Consider the following 17,727-nt stretch of genomic DNA (forward strand, 5'->3'; position numbering starts at 1 on the left):
CGAAAAGACGGCGGGGCGACGTGCCCCGCCTTGTGCGCTTAGATCGATGCGCCAATGCTCAGGTAGTACGAACGCGGCGTCCCGGTGAAGTAGGTCGGGTTGCCGGCGGTCGTGCCTGTGTTTATGGATGACAGGTAGCTCTTGTCGAACAGGTTCTCGACGTTGAACTGGACTTTGAAGTCCTTCATGCCGTGGAAGCTCTTGGTCTGATAGCCGGCACGCAGCCCGAAGACTTCATACCCGGGAGCGCTTTCCGTGTTGTCCACCGTGGAGTAGCGCTTGCCCACATACTTGCCGTTCACGCCGGCAAAGTAGTCACCCAGATGGTAGCTGGCGTCCGCGAAGAACATGACCTGGGGCGAATCCGGTACGATTTTGCCGCCGCTATACACCACTGTCGTGGAGGAGGCCTGATAATTCTGGTCAAACTTGGAATCGTTCAGGGTTAATGATGTGTACAGATTGAAACGGTCGGTGGGGTGCCAGGTGGATGCCAGTTCCACGCCTTTGCTGGTGATGCTGCCCACATTGGAGTAGATGTCGGCGTTCAGCAGATAGCGGTTGGTGGAGTCCTTGATCTGCAGGATGCGGTTATCGTACTTGACCTGGTACAGAGCCAGGGATGCATCGAAATGCTCACGCTTGGTGCGGATGCCCAGATCTATGTTGGTAGAAGTCTCGGGCTTGAGATCCGGGTTGTAAGTTCCGACGGTCAGCACACTGTTCGAGGGGGCGCTGAAGTTCTGTGCATAGTTGCCGAATACCTGTTCCGTTGCGGTCAACTGATACGTGGCGCCGATCTGGGGCAGGAAGGACTTGGAGTACTTCGCATTCCGGTTGTTGGCGTTGTTCAGATTGTCCACGTAGTCGCGGGACACGGAAATCGCCTTGGCGCCCAGATCCAGCTTCATGCGGTTGTTTAGCATGGAGATGGTGTCCTGGACGTAGAAGGTGGTGGAATTCGTCACGAAGCTGCGATCGAAGTCGGTCTTGACCAGAGCGTTCCAGTTCGGATCGCCGTTCACTGCCGGGTTCAAGGTGTCGTACCACTTGCGGTCGTTATCGAACTTGTAGCGTTCCACCCACAGGCCGGCCGCCAGTTGGTGCTGACCCAGATCGTAAGTCAGCTTGCTGGTCATGCCATAACGGTCGGTAAAGTAACTGGACTGCCGGTACATCAGCTGCACCGCGCCGGTATTGGGGTTGTGGCCTGGATTGTAGGTGCCGAAGCCATCTTCCTTCTGGTAATAGGGCACCAGGGTCAGGCGCATCTTGTCGGTTAATTTGAGGTCCGCCGGGAGGCTCAACAACTTATCGGTACGGCCGTTGGTCCAGCCGGTGTAGTTGTTCTGATCCTGCAATGGATTGCCGGTCCAGGTGGTATTCAGATCATAGGAACGGCCATATTTCTGGTAGTCCGCCAGGCTCATGTCCAGATAGTCGTGGTCGAAACGCTTGTTGTAGATGAAAGACAGGCCTACCTTGTTTTCGCCGAATATGTTCTGCACCTTGGTTTCGAAATGGTCGACCCAGTTCTTGCCGGCGCCACGCCATTTCTCCGTGTCAGTGCGGGAGCCGCTGATAAAGGCCTTGGTGCCGTTGTCGGATTTTCCGGTATCCAGACGGACGAATTCGCGGTGGGAATTGTAACTGCCGCCGGAAAGCTCGCCTTGCACGCCGAACTGGTTGCGCGGATCGATGGTCTTGTAGTTAATGGAGCCACCCAGAGAATTGTAGGATGGCGTGGACAGGTCGCCGGAACCTTGAGCCACCGTAGCCGACTCCAGGTTCTCGCTATCCATGAAGCGGCTCGCCGGGTTGCCGCCGGCAACCGCATTGTTGGTCATGGGTACGCCGTCTACGGTCATGCCGATCTGGTCGGAGTTGAAACCGCGCATCTCGATATCGGTGCCGTATTCATAGATACCGTATGGATCGGCGGTGGTCACGCTGACGCCGGGTACACGTTCCAGTGCCATTACCGGGTTTTTGCCGGGCGTCTGCTCCTGAAATTGCTTGCGGTCCACCGCATTGCTGGCACGTACCTGGCCTTCGCCCATCACAGACACCGCGCCGGTATCTACCGTTGCGTCTGTCGCTGTATCAGCATAGGCTGGCATCACCGCCAAGGCGCCCATCACAGCCAAAAATATTGGCGTCGGATTGAATCTGGATTGCATTGCTTTTCCCCTTGTTAATCATCGGTTAATGAATAGACGAGTTTTGTCTTGAACTGCTTCTGCGCTTCTCCTCGCCAGGCGTCATCCGGTATCGGCGGAAACACGGCAGCACGTACTGCCTGCAGAGCCGCTTTATCCAGAATCTCGCTGCCTGACGTTGCTGCTATTCCCGCGTCGATCAACTTGCCCTGCCGGTTGATAACGTAGAAAACTTCGACGGTGCCGCTCATATCCAGCTTGCGGGCCAGCGCCGGATAGACTTTGTGCTGCTCGATCTGCTGTCGCACCTTCTGCACGTAGGCGCCCTCATGGCTCAGGTTGCTTACCGGGGCCGGCGGGGGCGCAGGCGTTGGTGTTGGCGGCGCCACTACTGGCGGTGGCACGGGCGGAGCCGGAGGCGTCTGCGGCTGGGGCGCGGGTACCGGGGTCGGTACCGGGGCGGGTGTCGGTGAAACCGGTGCTGGTTTCGGTGTCGGCTTGGGAGCCGGCTTGGGTTTGGGCACTGGTTTGGGTGGTGTAGGCTCCGGCTTTACCGGCACCTGAGGTTCCACCGGAACAGGTTCCGGCGCGGGAGGTTCCGCCAGGGTGATGCGGATGGGCGCGGCGACGGCCTTGGGCAGGGGTGATTCCAGGTGAAGTACCTGCTGGGAAATCACCATTAGAGACAGAATGGCCACAGCCATACCGCGCGCCACCCACTCCCGCTGAGAAAAAAATAGGCTGCTGTAAGACATGGAACCGGCTCGGTACTCGTTATTTCTTTTTGGCGGCGATGGAAACCGCGGTGATGCCCGTGGACTTCACCACATCCATCACGTCCACCAGGTTCTGCAGTTCGCTGCCCTTGTCGCCATCGATCACCAAGTCGATGTCCTTGTGGGTGCGCTTCAGATTCTGCAGGCCTTGCTCCAGCGAGCCCAGGTCGTAGTCCTTGCCCTCCAGCTGCAGGCGCCCATGCTCGCCGATTGTGATGACCGCGTGGTAGGCCCGGTCCAGATGATCCGGCTGAGCTGATCCCGGCAGCTGGGTCTTGATTCCCGTGGCCGGGATCACATTCATGCTAATCAGCACGAAGAACACCAGCAGAAACATCATCACATCGATCATCGGAATGATTTCAATACGGGCCTTGCGGCGCGGTTGGTCTTGCCAAATAAGCATCGAATGCCTCCTAAAATGTTCGGTCAGTCGGATTTCAGGCAAAAGCGATCCCTGCACCCAAATCAGGCGCAAAAATTTTGTTTTCCAGGATATGGCCCTTCAACTGCGCGGTGGCGCTCATGCGCAACGCAAAGGCTCGCTTCGGACTGCCGACAATCCGGCCACTATAGAGGACGTTTGTTACCGTAATATGAATTTACATATCATGATATGAATTCAAAAACCGGCAGAGAGTTCAGGAATGGTTTTGCCGCTTATGCAGGAGCGCTGCACCATGGGCCAGGGCTTTGATCCCCAGCACCACGGCTGCAATAGTGAACATGATGATGGTGGCGAAGGCGGCGGCCTGAGGCCAGTTTCCCGCATCGTTCAGGAGCAGGATGGATACTGCCGCCGGTGTGACCTCCGGGGAAACCAGGAAAATCAGCGCTGAAATAGTTACCATGCTGTGCATGAAATAGAACATGCCGATGCTCGCCATGGCCGGACGAATAAGGGGTAGTGTTACATGGCGGGCAGTGTGCAGGGCGCCGCCCCCCAGGGTATGGGAGGCCTCCTGAAGTCGACTGTCGACCTGCTTCAGTCCGGTAGTGGCGATCAGGAAAGCCTGCGCATGGTAATGATAGACCGTGCACAGGGACAGCAGCGCAACCGTCCCGTAGAGCCAATAGACGGGAAGCGACGGATTGTTGAAGGCCAGCACATAGCCCAGGCCCAACACCATGCCTGGAACGGCGGCGGGCACTACCGATAGCAGATACAGAACCTGACGCAAGCGGCTGGACAGCTTGTGCACCACCATGGCAGCGAAGGTGGCCACCACCATGCCGATGACCGCTGTCGCCAGGGACATTTTCAGGCTCACCCACAGAGCGCCGTAACCGCCGGGTACATCCAGGGCGTAGTGCTTGAGGGTGAAGCCCAGATTGTAGGGCCATAGTTTAGTGAAGCTGGCAACCACTACCACCCCCACCACGGCGACAATAGCCAGCGCGACCGTCCCCAGAAAAAGGAGCATCGGGCCGTCTATGCGCCAGTTGCGTACCGGCCGATAGGGGGTGGCCTGCGACGAAATTGTGGCCTGGCGGCGGCCAATCCATTTTTCCGCGGCCACAGACAGCAAAACCGGAAACAGCAGCAGCACGCCGATCACCGCTCCCAAATGAAAGTTGGCCTGGCCCGCTACCTGATTGTAAATCTCGGTGGCCAGCACGTTGTAGTCGCCTCCCAATACCATCGGGTTGCCAAATTCGCTGATGTTGATTGCGAAGCCCAGAAATATGGCCGACAGAACGCCGTAACGGGCGGTCGGCAAGGTGACGCTGAGAAAGCGCTTGAAACCGCCGGCCCCGAGTAGTTTGGCAGCCTCGTACAGCCGTGCATCCGCGGCCCCGAGGGACACCGACAGCACCAGATAGGCATGAGGCAGCCCATACAACACGTTGGCCAGCAGGATTCCCCAGAAGCCGTAGATGTCGATATCCGTGCCCAGGTAACGGTTGACGATACCATTACGACCGAGGATGAACTGCACCCCTAACGCCTGGATCAGGGATGGCGCGAACAGGGGAAGCAGCATCACGCTGTGCCACAGCATCTTGCCCGGCACCTTGGTCCGGCGTAGCGCGTAGGCATATCCGAAGGCGATGGCGGTGGTGGCCAGGGTCGCCCAAATCGATACGTTCAGGGTGTTGAACAAGGTCTCCCGGAAGTGGGAGTCCTGCATATAGCGGGCATAGTAGTCCAGGCTCCAGCGCCCGTCCGGGCGCAACACACTTTCCCGCAAGATTGTCCACAGGGGATAGAGCACGAACAGTGCAAGAGGCAGGATCGCCACCACTGCCACCAGAAACTCAGTCTGTTTCTTGCCGAGTTGCCAGCGGGTCTGGAGAGACGCGATCAAGGGCAGGCGTTCAGTGCTCATTCATCTGCCTGATCTCGTGAGGAGGGAGAAATACCGCCAATTGATCGCCGGGCGGTATCTCAATGTTCACGCGTCCATATACCTCAAGACTGAGGAACTGATCGGCCAGAACGATTTCCAGACGGGTCTGTTTTCCCATGAATTGGGATTTCACCACGGTTGCCGGGAAACAGTTTTCCGTTTCATTACCCACAGCAAGTGTCACCGCTTCGGGTCGAATACCCACCCGAACGCAGTCGTTGTCCACAGGGCCGTGTATCGTCAGGGGAAGTCCCGCCAGCATTAACGCACCGCTCGCTGCTCGTTGCACCCGTAATACATTGATATCGCCTACGAAGCCAGCCACGAAGGCAGTCCTGGGGTGGTGGTACACTTCCGGCCCGCTGCCGATCTGCTCGATTCGGCCGTCCTTCATGACCACAATGCGATCTGCCACTGTCATGGCTTCTTCCTGGTCATGGGTGACCAGGATGGTGGTGATGCCGAGCCGGCTCTGCAGATCCCGCATGTCCCCGCGCAGCTGGGCGCGTACCTTGGCATCCAGGGCCGAAAAAGGTTCGTCCAGCAGCAGCACATGGGGCCGGCCTGCCAAGGCACGGGCAATAGCCACGCGCTGCTGTTGACCGCCGGAGAGTTGATGGGGCAGCTTGTCGATATGCTCGGCGAGTTGCACCAGCTCCAGCATCTCCTGCACCCGGCTGCGGGTGTCCACCCGGCCCCACTTGCGGCAGCGCAGTCCATAAGCCACGTTTTTGCCTACCGTCAGATGGGGAAATAGTGAGTAGGACTGGAACACCATGCCGAAATTACGGAACTGGGGTGGTGCGTGGGTGATGTCTTGGCCGCCCAGGGTGATGTGGCCGGAGTCGGGTGTTTCCAAACCGGAAATCAATCGCAGCAGGGTGGTCTTGCCGCAGCCAGAGGGGCCGAGGAAACACACCAATTCACCTGCGTTGATGGTGAGGCTGGCATCCCGTACGGCGGTATAACCATTGAAGGATTTACTGATGCCGGAAAGGCTCAGTAAACCGGCATTGTCTGTAGTTGTCATGAAGCCAAAAATCGATGGAGTTCAACAAAGGAGGGGCAAGACGCCCCGGCGGTCAGTGGTGCTCAATCTCCCGCTGCCAGCGGGCCAGGGTCTGGGAACGTGTCTCCATGGACTGCTTGAAATTCATGGGGAAAAGCACCTTCTTCACATCCGCAGGCAGGCCGACGGCGGTCTCGTCCGCGCTGTGCCGCACGCCTGCGATGCCCACGATCTCCTTGTACTTGCCATACAGCTTCACGGCGGAATCGGAGATGGTCCAATCCAAAAAACGCTCCGCGTCGTGCTTGTGGGTGGAGGCCGCCACCAGGGCGTTGGCCTCCAGCTCATAGCCGGCGCCTTCTTTGGGAATCACCATTTTCACCGGATAGCCTTGCTTGACAGCCTCCATCGCCACAATGGCCGACGAAGCGCCGACGGCATACTCGCCCGTACTGGCCATGTTGCAGGGACGCGAACCGGACTTGGCATACTGCGCCACGTTGACGTTCAGATGTTTGAGAAAATCCCAACCCTTTTCACCGCCCATGCCCTGAAGGATCGACACTACCTGGAGATAGCCGGTGCCGGAGGAGGCCGGATTGGGCATGACTACTTCACCCTTGTAGGCTGGGTTCAACAGGTCCGACCAGCCGGTAGGCATGGGCAGGCCTTTGCGTTTCAGGCGATCCGTATTGACGCATAGAGCGGCCATGTAACCGGTGGGAGCAAACCATTTGCCGCCCGCGTCCCTGAACTGGGCCGGCATACGCTGTAGCCCTTTAGGCTGATAAGGCACCAGCAGTGCCTGGATGCGCGGGTCCATCATGTTGGTCAAGGCCCAACCCCAAATGACGTCATAACGTGGGTGGCTGGCTTCGCTCAGAATACGCGCGCCCAGATCGCCGGTGGACATGCGCAGCACATTGACCTTGAGGTCGGGCATGTCCTTCCTGGCAGCGGCCAGGTAGTCAGCAATCTCAGGTTCCTCCAAGGATGTGTAGACAGTGATCTCGCCCGCGTTGGCCTGAGGAGACTGGGTCACGAAAAAACCGATGACGGCCGCAGCCAGAATCACGACGCTGGCAACAGATTTGAAATGCATTGTGGGAAACCTCTGGAAAAAACAATGAGGCGGCAATCTAGCATGATGGCGTCGCGATATTTGTGAAGATTTCGTGACGGCAAGGATATGGGTATTCGATGCACTCCGGGTTTTAATAGGCATTTGAAATGCCGGACCGAACTGGGGCGTATCGAAGAAAATAGCGCCCTAACTTGCAGGGGTAGCAATAGGGAAGGTAATCCAGATATGTGTACGGTAGCGAACAATCAGTTTGGAAATGGGTCTGTAACATATTGACTGTTTCCCGATCCAGGAGGTTCGGAGAAACTCGGGCTTGAACTTGATCGGGCATGGCGGGAGATGGCTAGTGTTAGCCGAAAATAGCTTCCCGTTGATCCACAATCAATAACGCTGGAAGGAGGAAAAATGCTGATACGGAAAATGGCTGTCTCCGGTTTGTTGATGTTTGTTTACTCATCTTGCGGGGCGCAGGATTTAAGCCTGCTGGCGGGGGGGATGCGAGCTTCCGGTATCCCCGATACTTCATACGCCTGGGAACTGGATTACCGTCAGGGACTGAACGAAAACCTGGCATTTACCCTCTCCTGGCTAAATGAAGGCCATGTTCTCCATCATCACCGCGATGGTCAGAGTGCCCAAATCTGGGCACGCACTAATCTGCTGGATCGGCATTTATCGCTTGCCGCAGGTGTGGGGCCATATTTTTATTACGATACGACCGGTGCTGGCGCGGGATATATGGATAAGCACGGTTGGGGAACCATATCCAGTCTGGCCGCCACCTATTACACGAAAAGCGGATGGATTTACGAGGCGCGGGCTAACCGTGTGATTGCCAGCACCAGCATCAATACCACCTCCATGTTGTTTGGCATTGGCTATCAACTGGAGCCTCCATTGGGTACGGAATCTTCCGCAAGTACCCCACCTCAGACCGAGAAGCCGACCACGAATCAGGTTACGTTTTTTCTAGGCCAGACTATCGTCAACAGTTTCGCATCCCAACATGACACAGCGCGAGCCATTGAGTTTAGACACGGCGTATCGCCCCATTTCGAATGGTCCGCCAGTTGGTTGAACGAAGGCGATGCGCGCCTGATTCGACGCGATGGTGTAATCGCGCAGGCGTGGCTGGTGCATGGATTCTTTGATAATCGATTTACGCTGGGTGCAGGTCTGGGACCGTACTTCAGTATTGACCGCTATCGCGCGCCGCAGCCGGGCGAAGCAAGCAATATTACGGTTTCCGCCATTGTGACAGCCACAGCAGCCATACGCTTGAGTCCGCACGCCTATCTGCGCACATCCTGGAATCGCATTGCCAGCACCTACAATCGTGATACGGACGTGATATTGATGGGACTGGGTTACAGCTTCTGATCGTAGATCGGCGCCAATCGTTGGTGAGCCGGGTTTGCTGGGAGCATCGTCGACATGGCATCTTTTATCTGCGCGTCAGGTTGACACTCAAGCAGACGGCGGCAATCTTTACTTGAAAGCGAAGGGCGACGTCAGATCGTGGGTTTTCCGATACAAGCAGGCAGACAAGGTACGCGAGATCGGCATGAGCGCGACACATACCCACACGTTGGCGGAGGTACGCGATAAGACCGAGCAGATGTGCCGGTCAGTATCTGATGGCACCGAGCTTATGGCCACATGCGGACGCGTGTGCTGGCGCTGGTAACGTGGTAAGACTGGTAAGCGCTGCTTGATGCGGAAACAATAGCTCAACCAATAATAACGCTTTACAATACTAACGCTGTGCAATATTATAAACCATGATTCAGACTTTTGCTGACAAGCAGACTGCCGCAATCTTCCATGGCCTTGAGGTGCGGAAGCTGCCCAAGACCATCCAGGCTACAGCCCGGAGAAAGTTGAAACTGATTGACTCGGCGGCAATGCTGGAAAGCCTGCGCATGCCACCCGGGAACCGTCTGGAACAACTCAAGGGTAACCGTACAGGACAATGGAGCATTCGCATCAATGACCAGTGGTGTATCTGTTTCACATGGCGCGATGGTCATGCGTTCGACGCCGAGATTGTCGATTATCACTGACGAGGTAACAAAATGAGTATTGATCGCAAAGATTTAGACAAAATGGACTTTCGCGCCGTGGCTACCGGAAAGCGGCTCGCGCCGGTACATCCTGGAGATGTGCTGATGAATGATTTTATTGAGCCCATGGGCATCACCCGTTACAAGGTTGCCAAGCTGATCAATGTGCAGCAGCGGCGCGTCGACGAGATTTGTGCCGGTAACCGCGCAATCACGGCAGATACTGCCTTACGGCTGGCAAAACTGTTTGGCATGGATGCGCAAACCTGGATGAATCTCCAGGCTCAGTACGATCTGGAAACCGCGGAACTGGAACTGGGGGAGCGGATCGACAAGGAGGTTTCACCGCTGCAAGTGGCGGCATAAGGAGTTTAACCGCTGGGTTTGCATGATGCCAGCATGGTGGAAGGCTGGCGCTAAAACCAGATCGAGCGCTGTCACTGGGTAAAAATAGCGGTAGGAACTGACACTACATCAAAACAAATAATTATTTATTATCAATATGTTGTGTTATATATGGCGGAGAGGGTGGGATTTGAACCCACGATGACGGAAACCGCCATACCGGATTTCGAGTCCGGCGCATTCGACCACTCTGCCACCTCTCCAAGAGAGGCGCAATTGTACCCGCAAGCTCCGTTAAATAGAAGCCGCGAAACGGAAGGCCTGGCTAATGCCTCTGGGTAGACAAGCCAGAGATTCTCAGCGAGACTTGCCCCATGCGTAAATTGCTGGCGTTGAGTTTCAGCCTGTTGTTGGTGTCCTGTGATGTGACATTGCCCAAACCTCCACAGCCCGTAGCCCCGGTTTCCAAGACTGGGGAACTGGTCGTGCTGACCCACAATGGCCCCACTACTTATTATGAAAGCCCGAATGGTGAACCCACCGGGTTTGAGTACGACCTGGTCACGTTGTTTGCCAGGGAAGCGGGCTATCGGGTGAAATTCCTGGTTGAAGATAATATGGACAGCTTGTTTCAAAAGCTGGCGCAACATCAGGCGCACTTTGCGGCTGCCGGTATCACGCAAACCGATGCACTCAACAAACGCATGCGGTTTGGACCGCCTTATTTCAAGGTGACGCAGCAGGTGATCTACAATACCGATGCCGTCAAGCCGCGCGATTTTGCCGACCTGGTAGACGCGCGCGTGGCGGTGGTCGCCGGCAGCAGCGGGGCTGAAACCATGCTGGACATGCGTCAGCGCATCCCCGGCCTGCATTGGACCGAGGTCGGGACCGGAGGGGGGGATGAGTTGCTTGACCGTTTGTCCAAAGGGGAACTGGATGCCGTTATCGTGAATTCCAACCAGTTTGATATCGCCCAAAATCTGTACGCCAATCTGGATGTCGCATTCGAGGTTAAACACCCGGATCAACTGGCGTGGGCTTTTCCCAAGAACGTCGATCCGGCTTTGTACGCTCAGGTGCAGGCGTTTTTCAAGCGTATCCAGAAAGACGGCACGCTCAAGCGTTTGACGGAACGCTACTATGGCCACGCCGATCGCCTGGAAAACGCGGACGTAGCGGGCATACTGGCGCGCATGAAAGATACGCTGCCCAAGTACCTGCCTTATTTTCACGAGGCGGAGGAGTTGACCGGTATTGACTGGCGTCTGATTGCCGCCATTGGCTATCAGGAATCGCACTGGAACCCTTACGCTACGTCACCCACCGGGGTGCGCGGGCTGATGATGATGACCGGAGATACGGCCGACAGGATGGGCGTGACGGACCGCCTCGATCCGCACCAGAGCATTATTGCCGGCGCGAAGTATCTGGCGTTGCTGGTAGATGCGATGCCGGACAGGGTGGAAGAGCCAGACCGGACCTGGATGGCGCTGGCGGCCTACAATCAGGGCCAGGGTCATCTGGAGGATGCACGGATCCTGGCGCAGCGGCACAAGCTCAGTCCGCTGTCCTGGAGTGACGTCAAGCAGACGCTGCCGTTGCTGGCGCGCTCCGAATACAACAGCCAGGTGAAGCACGGTTACTGCCGCGGCGGCGAGGCGGTGGTTTTTGTGGAAAACATCCGCACCTACTACGATATTCTGGTCAAATACCAGCGGCCCTATAAACCGCTGTTGTTGTCCAAAAGCGAAGCCGGAATATAGTTTTCAGCCTGGAAAAACTGTTGCAGCCACGGAGAGCATATAGGCTACGAAGTGTGCGCCGATTTGAAGAGATTATTTTTCTCCACGATGATCAGTGTCAACGCCCCTCGCTCCCTTCCAGCACAAAGCGCGCACTCCCATCCTGTCCCAGCACTTTCGTCAGATAAGGCATGATCCCCTGCAAACCCGCACGCAGCGTCCACGGTGGATTGATCACGAACATGCCGCTGCCATGCATGCCGAAGCCGTCGACTTTGGGCGTGCGTACCGTCAGGTTCACGTTCAACCAGCTATTTGCCGGGATGTTTTTGAGTGCGGCAGGAAAATTCTTCGCTTCGTGGCGCTGCAACAGCGGGTACCACACCGCGTAAGTACCGGTGGCAAAGCGTTTGAGCGCATCTTTCAACGCGGCGGGCACGCGCTGGTAGTCCTGTTTTTCTTCATACGAAGGATCGATCAGCACCAAGCCGCGCCGTGGCGCAGGCGGCAAGGCCGCTTTCAGCCCGGCAAAGCCGTCGATGTTCTGCACCTTGACGCGCCTGCCCGCCTCGGCAAAATTGGCGCCAAGGAGCTGGCTATCGGTGGGGTGCAGCTCGAACAGTCGCAGTCGATCATGCTCGCGTAGCAGTTGCTGCGCAATCCATGGCGAGCCGGGGTAGACACTTAACGCCGCCGCAGGATTCAACTGCCGTACCAGGCTGACATAAGCGGCCACAGCGGTGGGCAGGTCGTCGCGTGCCAGCAGGCGCGTAATGCCGCTATGATATTCGGCATTTTGCTGGGCGTAGCCGGTATCCAGCGCATACAAACCGGCACCGGCGTGGGTGTCGATGGCCCAGTAGGGTTTGTCTTTTTGATTGAAATAATCCAGCAGCTGCATCAGCACAAGGTGCTTCAACACATCGGCGTGATTGCCTGCATGGAAGGCGTGACGGTAACTCAGCATGGTGTGTACGCTGCAGAGCTCCGGGTTACAGCGCTTGCACGCCGCCCATATACGGCCACAGTACTGCGGGTATCGTCACCGAGCCATCCGCCTGCTGATAATTTTCCAGAATGGCTACCAGGGTGCGTCCTACCGCCAGCCCGGAGCCGTTCACGCTGTGCAACAGTTCCGGCTTGCCTTTTTCACCGCGGAAACGCGCCTGCATGCGGCGCGTCTGGAATGCCTCGAAATTGCTGCACGAGGAAATCTCGCGATAAGTGTTTTGCGCAGGCAGCCACACTTCCAGATCGTAGGTCTTGGCGGCAGAAAAGCCCATGTCGCCGCCGCACAGCGCCATTTTCCGGTAAGGCAAACCGAGCGCCTGCAGGATGGCCTCGGCATGACCGGTGAGCGCCTCCAGCGCGGCGTAAGACTGCTCCGGTTCGACCAGTTGCACCAGCTCCACCTTGTCGAATTGGTGCTGGCGGATCATGCCGCGCGTGTCGCGGCCGTAGGAGCCGGCTTCGCGGCGGAAGCACGGAGTATGGGCGACAAATTTCAGAGGCAGGCTATCCTGGGCCACTATTTCGTCGCGCACCATGTTGGTCAGCGGCACTTCGGCTGTAGGAATCAAATATAAGCCATCGCGTTCGATCCCAAACTGGTCCTCGGCAAATTTCGGAAATTGTCCGGTTCCACGCATGCTGTCAGCGTTGACCAGATACGGCACATACACTTCGGTATAGCCATGTTGCGTCGTGTGAGTATCCAGCATGAACTGCGCTAGTGCCCGGTGCAGGCGTGCCAATCCTCCCTTCATGAGGGAAAACCGTGCGCTGCTGATCTTGGTGGCCGTGGCAAAATCAAGCAACTTGAGAGTTTCACCCACATCCACGTGATCTTTCACCTCAAAATCAAACACGCGCGGCGTGCCGAAACGGCTCACTTCCACATTGTCGGTGTCGGATTTCCCGGCCGGCACGGATTCATGCGGCAGATTGGGAATGGTCATCAACAGCGTATTGAGCGGCGCCTGCAGCGCTTCCAGCGCGGATTCCGCGGACTTAAGTTCAGTGCCGAGATTGGCCACTTCGGCCATGATGGCGGAAACATCCTCGCCCTTGGCCTTGGCCATGCCGATCTGTTTGGAGCTGGCGTTGCGTTTGGCCTGCAGCTCCTGGGTACGGGTCTGCAGCTGCTTGCGCTCGGCTTCCAGGCGCTGGAATTCGGTCGTGTCGAGCGTATAGCCGCGCGCGGCGAGGCGTTGCGCGACACCGTCGAGGTCGTTGCGGAGTAGTTGAATGTCTAGCATGTTTACCTTTAAAAATCGTTAGCCACAGAGAACACAGAGTTCACAGAGAAATGCGTTTAATGCCGTCAATCAGGCGCTTGTGGCCAAAATTAATAAGCAGCGCTTGTCTGAGACCGGTTGCTTTGAGGTAGGAAAGTGTCTGCGCAAGTGCTGATTCTGGCAAGGTTCTGAGCGATTTTAACTCTACGATTACCAAGCTCTCTACTAACAAGTCCAAACGCTGTCCATGAATGACCAAATCCTTATATTGCACATCGACTGCCATTTGACGGACATAACCGAGGTTGCGTAAGCCCAATTCATGGCACAGTGCCTGTTCGTAAATTGATTCCAGCAACCCAGGCCCCAGTAGACGGTGGACCTCAATTGCCGCGCCAATAATTGCTTCAGTCAGCTCGTCTGTCACGTTTTTCCCTGAGTTCTCTATGGCAGTCAGTTTTTTACACCGCTTAAAACGCTTAGCCAAAGAGAACACAGAGGCCACCGAGCAATGCATTAATCCAGCGTATGTGGACAAAATCAATGAATCAGCTTAATCGCGTCTAAAACTGATTCAGTCATCTCATCTGTCACGCTTTTCTCTGAGTTCTCTGTGATCTCTGTGGCAGTCAGTTTTTTTTCGCCGCCTCGTCCAGCCCGCGCAAATATGCGAGCCGATCGGCTATTTTTCCTTCCAGCCCGCGCGGGGTCGGGGTGTAAAAGTGCGCGTTGACGCCTTCCGGCAAGTATTCTTCCCCGGCGGCGTAGGCGTCCGGCTCGTCGTGCGCGTAGCGGTAGGCGTGGCCGTAACCCAGTTGCTTCATCAGCTTGGTCGGGGCGTTTCTGAGATGCACCGGCACTTCGCGCGATTTGTCCGCCGCGATAAAGCTGCGGGCGTTATTGTACGCCACATACACGGCGTTGCTCTTGGGCGCGCAGGCAAGGTAGATCACCGCTTGCGCCAGTGCCAGTTCGCCTTCCGGGCTGCCCAGGCGCTCGTAGGTTTCCACCGCGTCCAGGGTCAGGCGCAGCGCGCGGGGGTCGGCCAGGCCGATGTCCTCGCTGGCCATGCGGATCAGGCGGCGGCTGACGTACAGCGGATCGGCGCCGCCGTCGAGCATGCGCACCATCCAGTAAAGCGCGGCATCGGGATTGGAGCCGCGCACTGACTTGTGCAGTGCGGAAATCTGGTCGTAGAAGTTGTCGCCGCCCTTGTCGAAGCGACGCGCGCCGCGGGCCAGCGTGGTGTGGATGAACTCCTCGTCGATCTCATGGCGGGCGGCATCGAGTGCAGCATTGGCAGCTTGTTCCAGCAGATTTAACAAACGCCGTGCATCGCCATCGGCGTAACCGGTGAGTTGGGCGCGCGCAGCTTCGGTGATGGCAATGTCCGGGTAGACATTGCACCGTGCACGTTCCAGCAGCGCAGCGAGATCGGCCTCCTCGAGGGGTTTCAACACATACACCTGGGCGCGCGACAGCAGCGCGCTGTTGACCTCGAACGAAGGGTTCTCGGTAGTGGCGCCGATAAAGGTGAGCAGCCCGGCTTCAACGAACGGCAGGAAAGCGTCCTGCTGGGATTTGTTGAAACGATGCACCTCGTCCACAAACAGCAGGGTGCGCCGTCCCTGGCCTTGCATCATTTCGGCGCGCGCCACCGCATCGCGGATTTCCTTGACCCCGGAGAGCACGGCGGACAATGCGATGAATTCCATGTCGAAACCATCGCTCATCAGCCGCGCCAGCGTGGTCTTGCCCACGCCCGGCGGCCCCCACAGGATCATCGAGTGCGGCTTGCCGGATTCAAACGCGACGCGCAGCGGTTTGCCGGGGCCGAGCAGATGGGCCTGGCCGATCACTTCATCCAGATTGCGCGGCCGCAACCGTTCGGCCAGCGGTGCGCCGTCCAGCGGACGATCGAACAGGTCGGCGTGACTCACTTGCCGTCGGAGATGACGTCCACGCCCTGGGGCGGGGTGAAATGGAAATCGCTGGCGGGAAGCACCGGATTACGTTGAAGCCCGGCGAATTTCAGCACCGTGGTCTCGCCGAAATTGTCCTTGATTTCCATGCTTACCAGCGTGTTTTTGCTGAACCCCATGCGCACGTTTTCAAACGTGCTTTCCTTGTCCTTGGGGCGCGCGTCCAGCCATTCCAGGCCATCGCGGGTGCCGGCATCGCTGATCGTGTAAAACTTGTCGATGTCCTTGCTGCCCGCCAGCAGTGCCGCCGGGCTGCTGCCCAATGCCTGCCCCAGCTTCTTGATGGTGACCTGTTGCAGATCGGCATCGTACAGCCAGATTTTTTTGCCGTCGCCCACAATCACCTGTTCGTAGGGCTTCTCATACACCCAGCGAAACTTGCCGGGACGCGCGAAAGCCATGGTGCCGGATGACTGCTGGCGCGTATGGCCATTCTTGTCCAGCACGGTCTGCGTGAACGTGGCGCGCGCCGTTTGAGTATCTGCGACGAAGGCCTTGAGTGCATTGATGCTGGAAGCCGCTGCGCTGGCAGAGAAAATCAGGAGTGCGATAAGGAGGCTGAGTTTTTTCATTGAGATTTCAAGGCTATTGTTCAGGATAAACAGGATGGACAGGTTTTCCGGTAAATGGTTTACGTCGGGGGCTGGCATCACGATTAATATGGAGTAAAAGTCTGGACGGACAATGAGTTGATGGGGAGTGCCGATTACCCGTCATCACGTTGCTCCGACTAGTATTGTTCCATCGCATGATCTTCATTCCCGATTCTGGGCCAGCACTTCACGGTTGCCATTACTCTGCATCGGCGTTACCAGCCCGGCCTGTTCCATGGCTTCGATCAGCCGCGCGGCACGGTTGTAACCGATACGCAGATGGCGCTGCACGGCAGAGATCGATGGGCGCTTGGTTTTCAACACCAGGGCGACGGCTTCGTCATACAGCGGGTCGCTCTCTGCATCGCCGCCGCCGACGGCAGTTTCGCCACCGCCTTCATTGTCCTCAGGAGTGTCGAGAATGCCTTCAATGTAATCCGGCTCGCCCAGCTGTTTCAGGTATTCCACCACCTTGTGCACTTCTTCGTCGGCAACAAAAGCGCCGTGCACGCGCTGCGGATAGCCGGTACCGGGCGGCAGGTAGAGCATGTCGCCCTGGCCGAGCAGGGCTTCTGCGCCCATCTGGTCGAGGATGGTGCGCGAGTCGATTTTGCTGGATACCTGGAATGCGACGCGGGTGGGAATATTGGCCTTGATCAGGCCGGTAATCACGTCCACAGACGGGCGCTGCGTCGCCAGGATCAGGTGTACCCCGGCGGCACGGGCTTTTTGCGCCAGCCGCGCAATGAGCTGTTCCACGGCCTTGCCCACCACCATCATCATGTCGGCCAGCTCGTCGATCACCACCACGATCATCGGCTGCTCTTCCAGCGGCTCGGGATTATCCGGGGTCAGGCTGAACGGGTGGGTGAGCGGGGTGCCGGATTTTTTCGCGTCGCGCACTTTCTGGTTGTAACCGGCCAGGTTGCGTACGCCGAGTGTGGACATCAGTTTGTAGCGGCGTTCCATCTCGGCCACGCACCAGTTGAGCGCGGCGGCGGCCTGGCGCATGTCGGTGACCACCGGCGCGAGCAGGTGCGGAATGCCCTCGTACACCGACAGCTCGAGCATTTTCGGGTCGACCAGGATGAGCCGTACCTGGCTGGGGTCGGCCTTGTACAGCAGGCTCAGAATCATCGCGTTGATCGCCACCGACTTGCCCGAACCGGTCGTGCCGGCCACCAGTACGTGCGGCATTTTGGCCAGATCGGCGACCACCGGGTTGCCGGCAATGTCCTTGCCCATCGCCATCGCCAGCGGGCTCGCCATGTCGTGATACACCTTGGCGGACAGGATTTCCGACAGGCGCACGATCTCGCGTTTGGGGTTGGGAATTTCCAGCGCCATGGTGGTTTTGCCGGGAATGGTTTCCACCACGCGGAT

At 57.5% G+C, this 17,727-nt stretch carries 17 protein-coding genes and 1 tRNA gene; 5 read left to right on the forward strand and 13 right to left on the reverse strand.

The annotated features are described in order from the left end of the window. Positions 1 to 38: 38 nt before the first annotated feature. The 6 genes from EI185_RS15000 to EI185_RS15025 all read right to left on the reverse strand — a co-directional run bounded on the left by EI185_RS15000 (position 39) and on the right by EI185_RS15025 (position 7,397). Positions 39 to 2,180 (reverse strand): TonB-dependent receptor family protein, encoded by a 2,142-nt coding sequence (locus EI185_RS15000; protein ID WP_124705959.1) that lies wholly within the window; start codon positions 2,178 to 2,180, stop codon positions 39 to 41. A 14-nt stretch (positions 2,181 to 2,194) separates the two neighbouring features. Next, positions 2,195 to 2,914 (reverse strand): energy transducer TonB, encoded by a 720-nt coding sequence (locus tag EI185_RS15005; RefSeq protein ID WP_124705960.1) that lies wholly within the window; start codon positions 2,912 to 2,914, stop codon positions 2,195 to 2,197. A 19-nt stretch (positions 2,915 to 2,933) separates the two neighbouring features. Next, positions 2,934 to 3,341, reverse strand: coding sequence for an ExbD/TolR family protein (locus EI185_RS15010; protein WP_124705961.1), 408 nt, complete (start codon positions 3,339 to 3,341; stop codon positions 2,934 to 2,936). Between the two features lie 235 nt (positions 3,342 to 3,576). Continuing rightward, positions 3,577 to 5,265: an ABC transporter permease subunit gene (locus EI185_RS15015; RefSeq protein WP_124705962.1), complete on the reverse strand. Its 1,689-nt coding sequence runs from the start codon at positions 5,263 to 5,265 to the stop codon at positions 3,577 to 3,579. After that, complete coding sequence (locus EI185_RS15020; protein ID WP_124705963.1) at positions 5,255 to 6,316, reverse strand: ABC transporter ATP-binding protein; 1,062 nt, start codon at positions 6,314 to 6,316, stop codon at positions 5,255 to 5,257. The genes EI185_RS15015 and EI185_RS15020 overlap by 11 nt, the downstream gene beginning before the upstream one ends. Positions 6,317 to 6,368: 52 nt before the next feature. Further along, positions 6,369 to 7,397, reverse strand: coding sequence for an ABC transporter substrate-binding protein (locus tag EI185_RS15025; protein WP_124705964.1), 1,029 nt, complete (start codon positions 7,395 to 7,397; stop codon positions 6,369 to 6,371). 387 nt (positions 7,398 to 7,784) lie between these two features. Here EI185_RS15025 and EI185_RS15030 point away from each other — a divergent pair, with 387 nt between their 5' ends. The 4 genes from EI185_RS15030 (at position 7,785) to EI185_RS15040 (ending at position 9,808) form a co-directional block, all read left to right on the forward strand. Further along, positions 7,785 to 8,759 carry a hypothetical protein gene (locus EI185_RS15030; protein WP_124705965.1) on the forward strand — a complete coding sequence of 325 codons (975 nt, stop codon included), beginning with the start codon at positions 7,785 to 7,787 and terminating at the stop codon, positions 8,757 to 8,759. 34 nt (positions 8,760 to 8,793) lie between these two features. Beyond that, complete coding sequence (locus EI185_RS18465; protein ID WP_370685778.1) at positions 8,794 to 9,066, forward strand: Arm DNA-binding domain-containing protein; 273 nt, start codon at positions 8,794 to 8,796, stop codon at positions 9,064 to 9,066. Positions 9,067 to 9,160: 94 nt separating this feature from the next. Continuing rightward, entirely contained in the window at positions 9,161 to 9,442 is a 282-nt protein-coding gene (locus EI185_RS15035; RefSeq protein WP_124705966.1) for a type II toxin-antitoxin system RelE/ParE family toxin, read from the forward strand. Positions 9,443 to 9,454: 12 nt separating this feature from the next. Then, entirely contained in the window at positions 9,455 to 9,808 is a 354-nt protein-coding gene (locus tag EI185_RS15040; RefSeq protein ID WP_189836425.1) for a HigA family addiction module antitoxin, read from the forward strand. Positions 9,809 to 9,959: 151 nt separating this feature from the next. On the opposite strand, the gene EI185_RS15045 is transcribed toward EI185_RS15040, so the two are convergent. Continuing rightward, positions 9,960 to 10,050, reverse strand: a tRNA-Ser gene (locus EI185_RS15045). A gap of 111 nt (positions 10,051 to 10,161) precedes the next feature. On the opposite strand from EI185_RS15045, the gene mltF reads away from it, so the two are divergent. Continuing rightward, entirely contained in the window at positions 10,162 to 11,553 is a 1,392-nt protein-coding gene (mltF, locus tag EI185_RS15050) for a membrane-bound lytic murein transglycosylase MltF (protein WP_124705967.1), read from the forward strand. A gap of 97 nt (positions 11,554 to 11,650) precedes the next feature. On the opposite strand, the gene EI185_RS15055 is transcribed toward mltF, so the two are convergent. The 6 genes from EI185_RS15055 to EI185_RS18245 all read right to left on the reverse strand — a co-directional run. After that, positions 11,651 to 12,499 carry a 23S rRNA (adenine(2030)-N(6))-methyltransferase RlmJ gene (locus EI185_RS15055; protein WP_124705968.1) on the reverse strand — a complete coding sequence of 283 codons (849 nt, stop codon included), beginning with the start codon at positions 12,497 to 12,499 and terminating at the stop codon, positions 11,651 to 11,653. 25 nt (positions 12,500 to 12,524) lie between these two features. After that, the gene (gene serS, locus EI185_RS15060; protein WP_124705969.1) at positions 12,525 to 13,790 is read right to left on the reverse strand and encodes a serine--tRNA ligase; all 1,266 of its coding nucleotides are present in this window, start codon (positions 13,788 to 13,790) and stop codon (positions 12,525 to 12,527) included. Between the two features lie 40 nt (positions 13,791 to 13,830). Then, positions 13,831 to 14,196, reverse strand: coding sequence for a GxxExxY protein (locus tag EI185_RS15065; protein WP_223247875.1), 366 nt, complete (start codon positions 14,194 to 14,196; stop codon positions 13,831 to 13,833). A gap of 202 nt (positions 14,197 to 14,398) precedes the next feature. Next, positions 14,399 to 15,709 carry a replication-associated recombination protein A gene (locus tag EI185_RS15070; RefSeq protein WP_223247876.1) on the reverse strand — a complete coding sequence of 437 codons (1,311 nt, stop codon included), beginning with the start codon at positions 15,707 to 15,709 and terminating at the stop codon, positions 14,399 to 14,401. Next, positions 15,706 to 16,323, reverse strand: coding sequence for an outer membrane lipoprotein chaperone LolA (lolA, locus tag EI185_RS15075; protein WP_124705970.1), 618 nt, complete (start codon positions 16,321 to 16,323; stop codon positions 15,706 to 15,708). Before lolA ends, EI185_RS15070 begins: the two co-directional genes overlap by 4 nt. Positions 16,324 to 16,506: 183 nt before the next feature. Beyond that, a partial coding sequence (locus tag EI185_RS18245) for a DNA translocase FtsK (RefSeq protein ID WP_262982404.1) occupies positions 16,507 to 17,727 on the reverse strand: 1,221 nt, incomplete at its 5' end.

Source organism: Sulfuriferula multivorans, from assembly GCF_003851125.1.
Taxonomy (GTDB): Bacteria; Pseudomonadota; Gammaproteobacteria; order Burkholderiales; family Sulfuriferulaceae; genus Sulfuriferula; species Sulfuriferula multivorans.

Coding starts and splice junctions, on each gene's coding strand:
- EI185_RS15000 (WP_124705959.1), bottom strand. CDS start 2,180: ATGCAATCCAGATTCAATCCGACGCCAATATTTTTGGCTGTGATGGGC.
- EI185_RS15005 (WP_124705960.1), bottom strand. CDS start 2,914: ATGTCTTACAGCAGCCTATTTTTTTCTCAGCGGGAGTGGGTGGCGCGC.
- EI185_RS15010 (WP_124705961.1), bottom strand. CDS start 3,341: ATGCTTATTTGGCAAGACCAACCGCGCCGCAAGGCCCGTATTGAAATC.
- EI185_RS15015 (WP_124705962.1), bottom strand. CDS start 5,265: ATGAGCACTGAACGCCTGCCCTTGATCGCGTCTCTCCAGACCCGCTGG.
- EI185_RS15020 (WP_124705963.1), bottom strand. CDS start 6,316: ATGACAACTACAGACAATGCCGGTTTACTGAGCCTTTCCGGCATCAGT.
- EI185_RS15025 (WP_124705964.1), bottom strand. CDS start 7,397: ATGCATTTCAAATCTGTTGCCAGCGTCGTGATTCTGGCTGCGGCCGTC.
- EI185_RS15030 (WP_124705965.1), top strand. CDS start 7,785: ATGCTGATACGGAAAATGGCTGTCTCCGGTTTGTTGATGTTTGTTTAC.
- EI185_RS15035 (WP_124705966.1), top strand. CDS start 9,161: ATGATTCAGACTTTTGCTGACAAGCAGACTGCCGCAATCTTCCATGGC.
- EI185_RS15040 (WP_189836425.1), top strand. CDS start 9,455: ATGAGTATTGATCGCAAAGATTTAGACAAAATGGACTTTCGCGCCGTG.
- mltF (WP_124705967.1), top strand. CDS start 10,162: ATGCGTAAATTGCTGGCGTTGAGTTTCAGCCTGTTGTTGGTGTCCTGT.
- EI185_RS15055 (WP_124705968.1), bottom strand. CDS start 12,499: ATGCTGAGTTACCGTCACGCCTTCCATGCAGGCAATCACGCCGATGTG.
- serS (WP_124705969.1), bottom strand. CDS start 13,790: ATGCTAGACATTCAACTACTCCGCAACGACCTCGACGGTGTCGCGCAA.
- lolA (WP_124705970.1), bottom strand. CDS start 16,323: ATGAAAAAACTCAGCCTCCTTATCGCACTCCTGATTTTCTCTGCCAGC.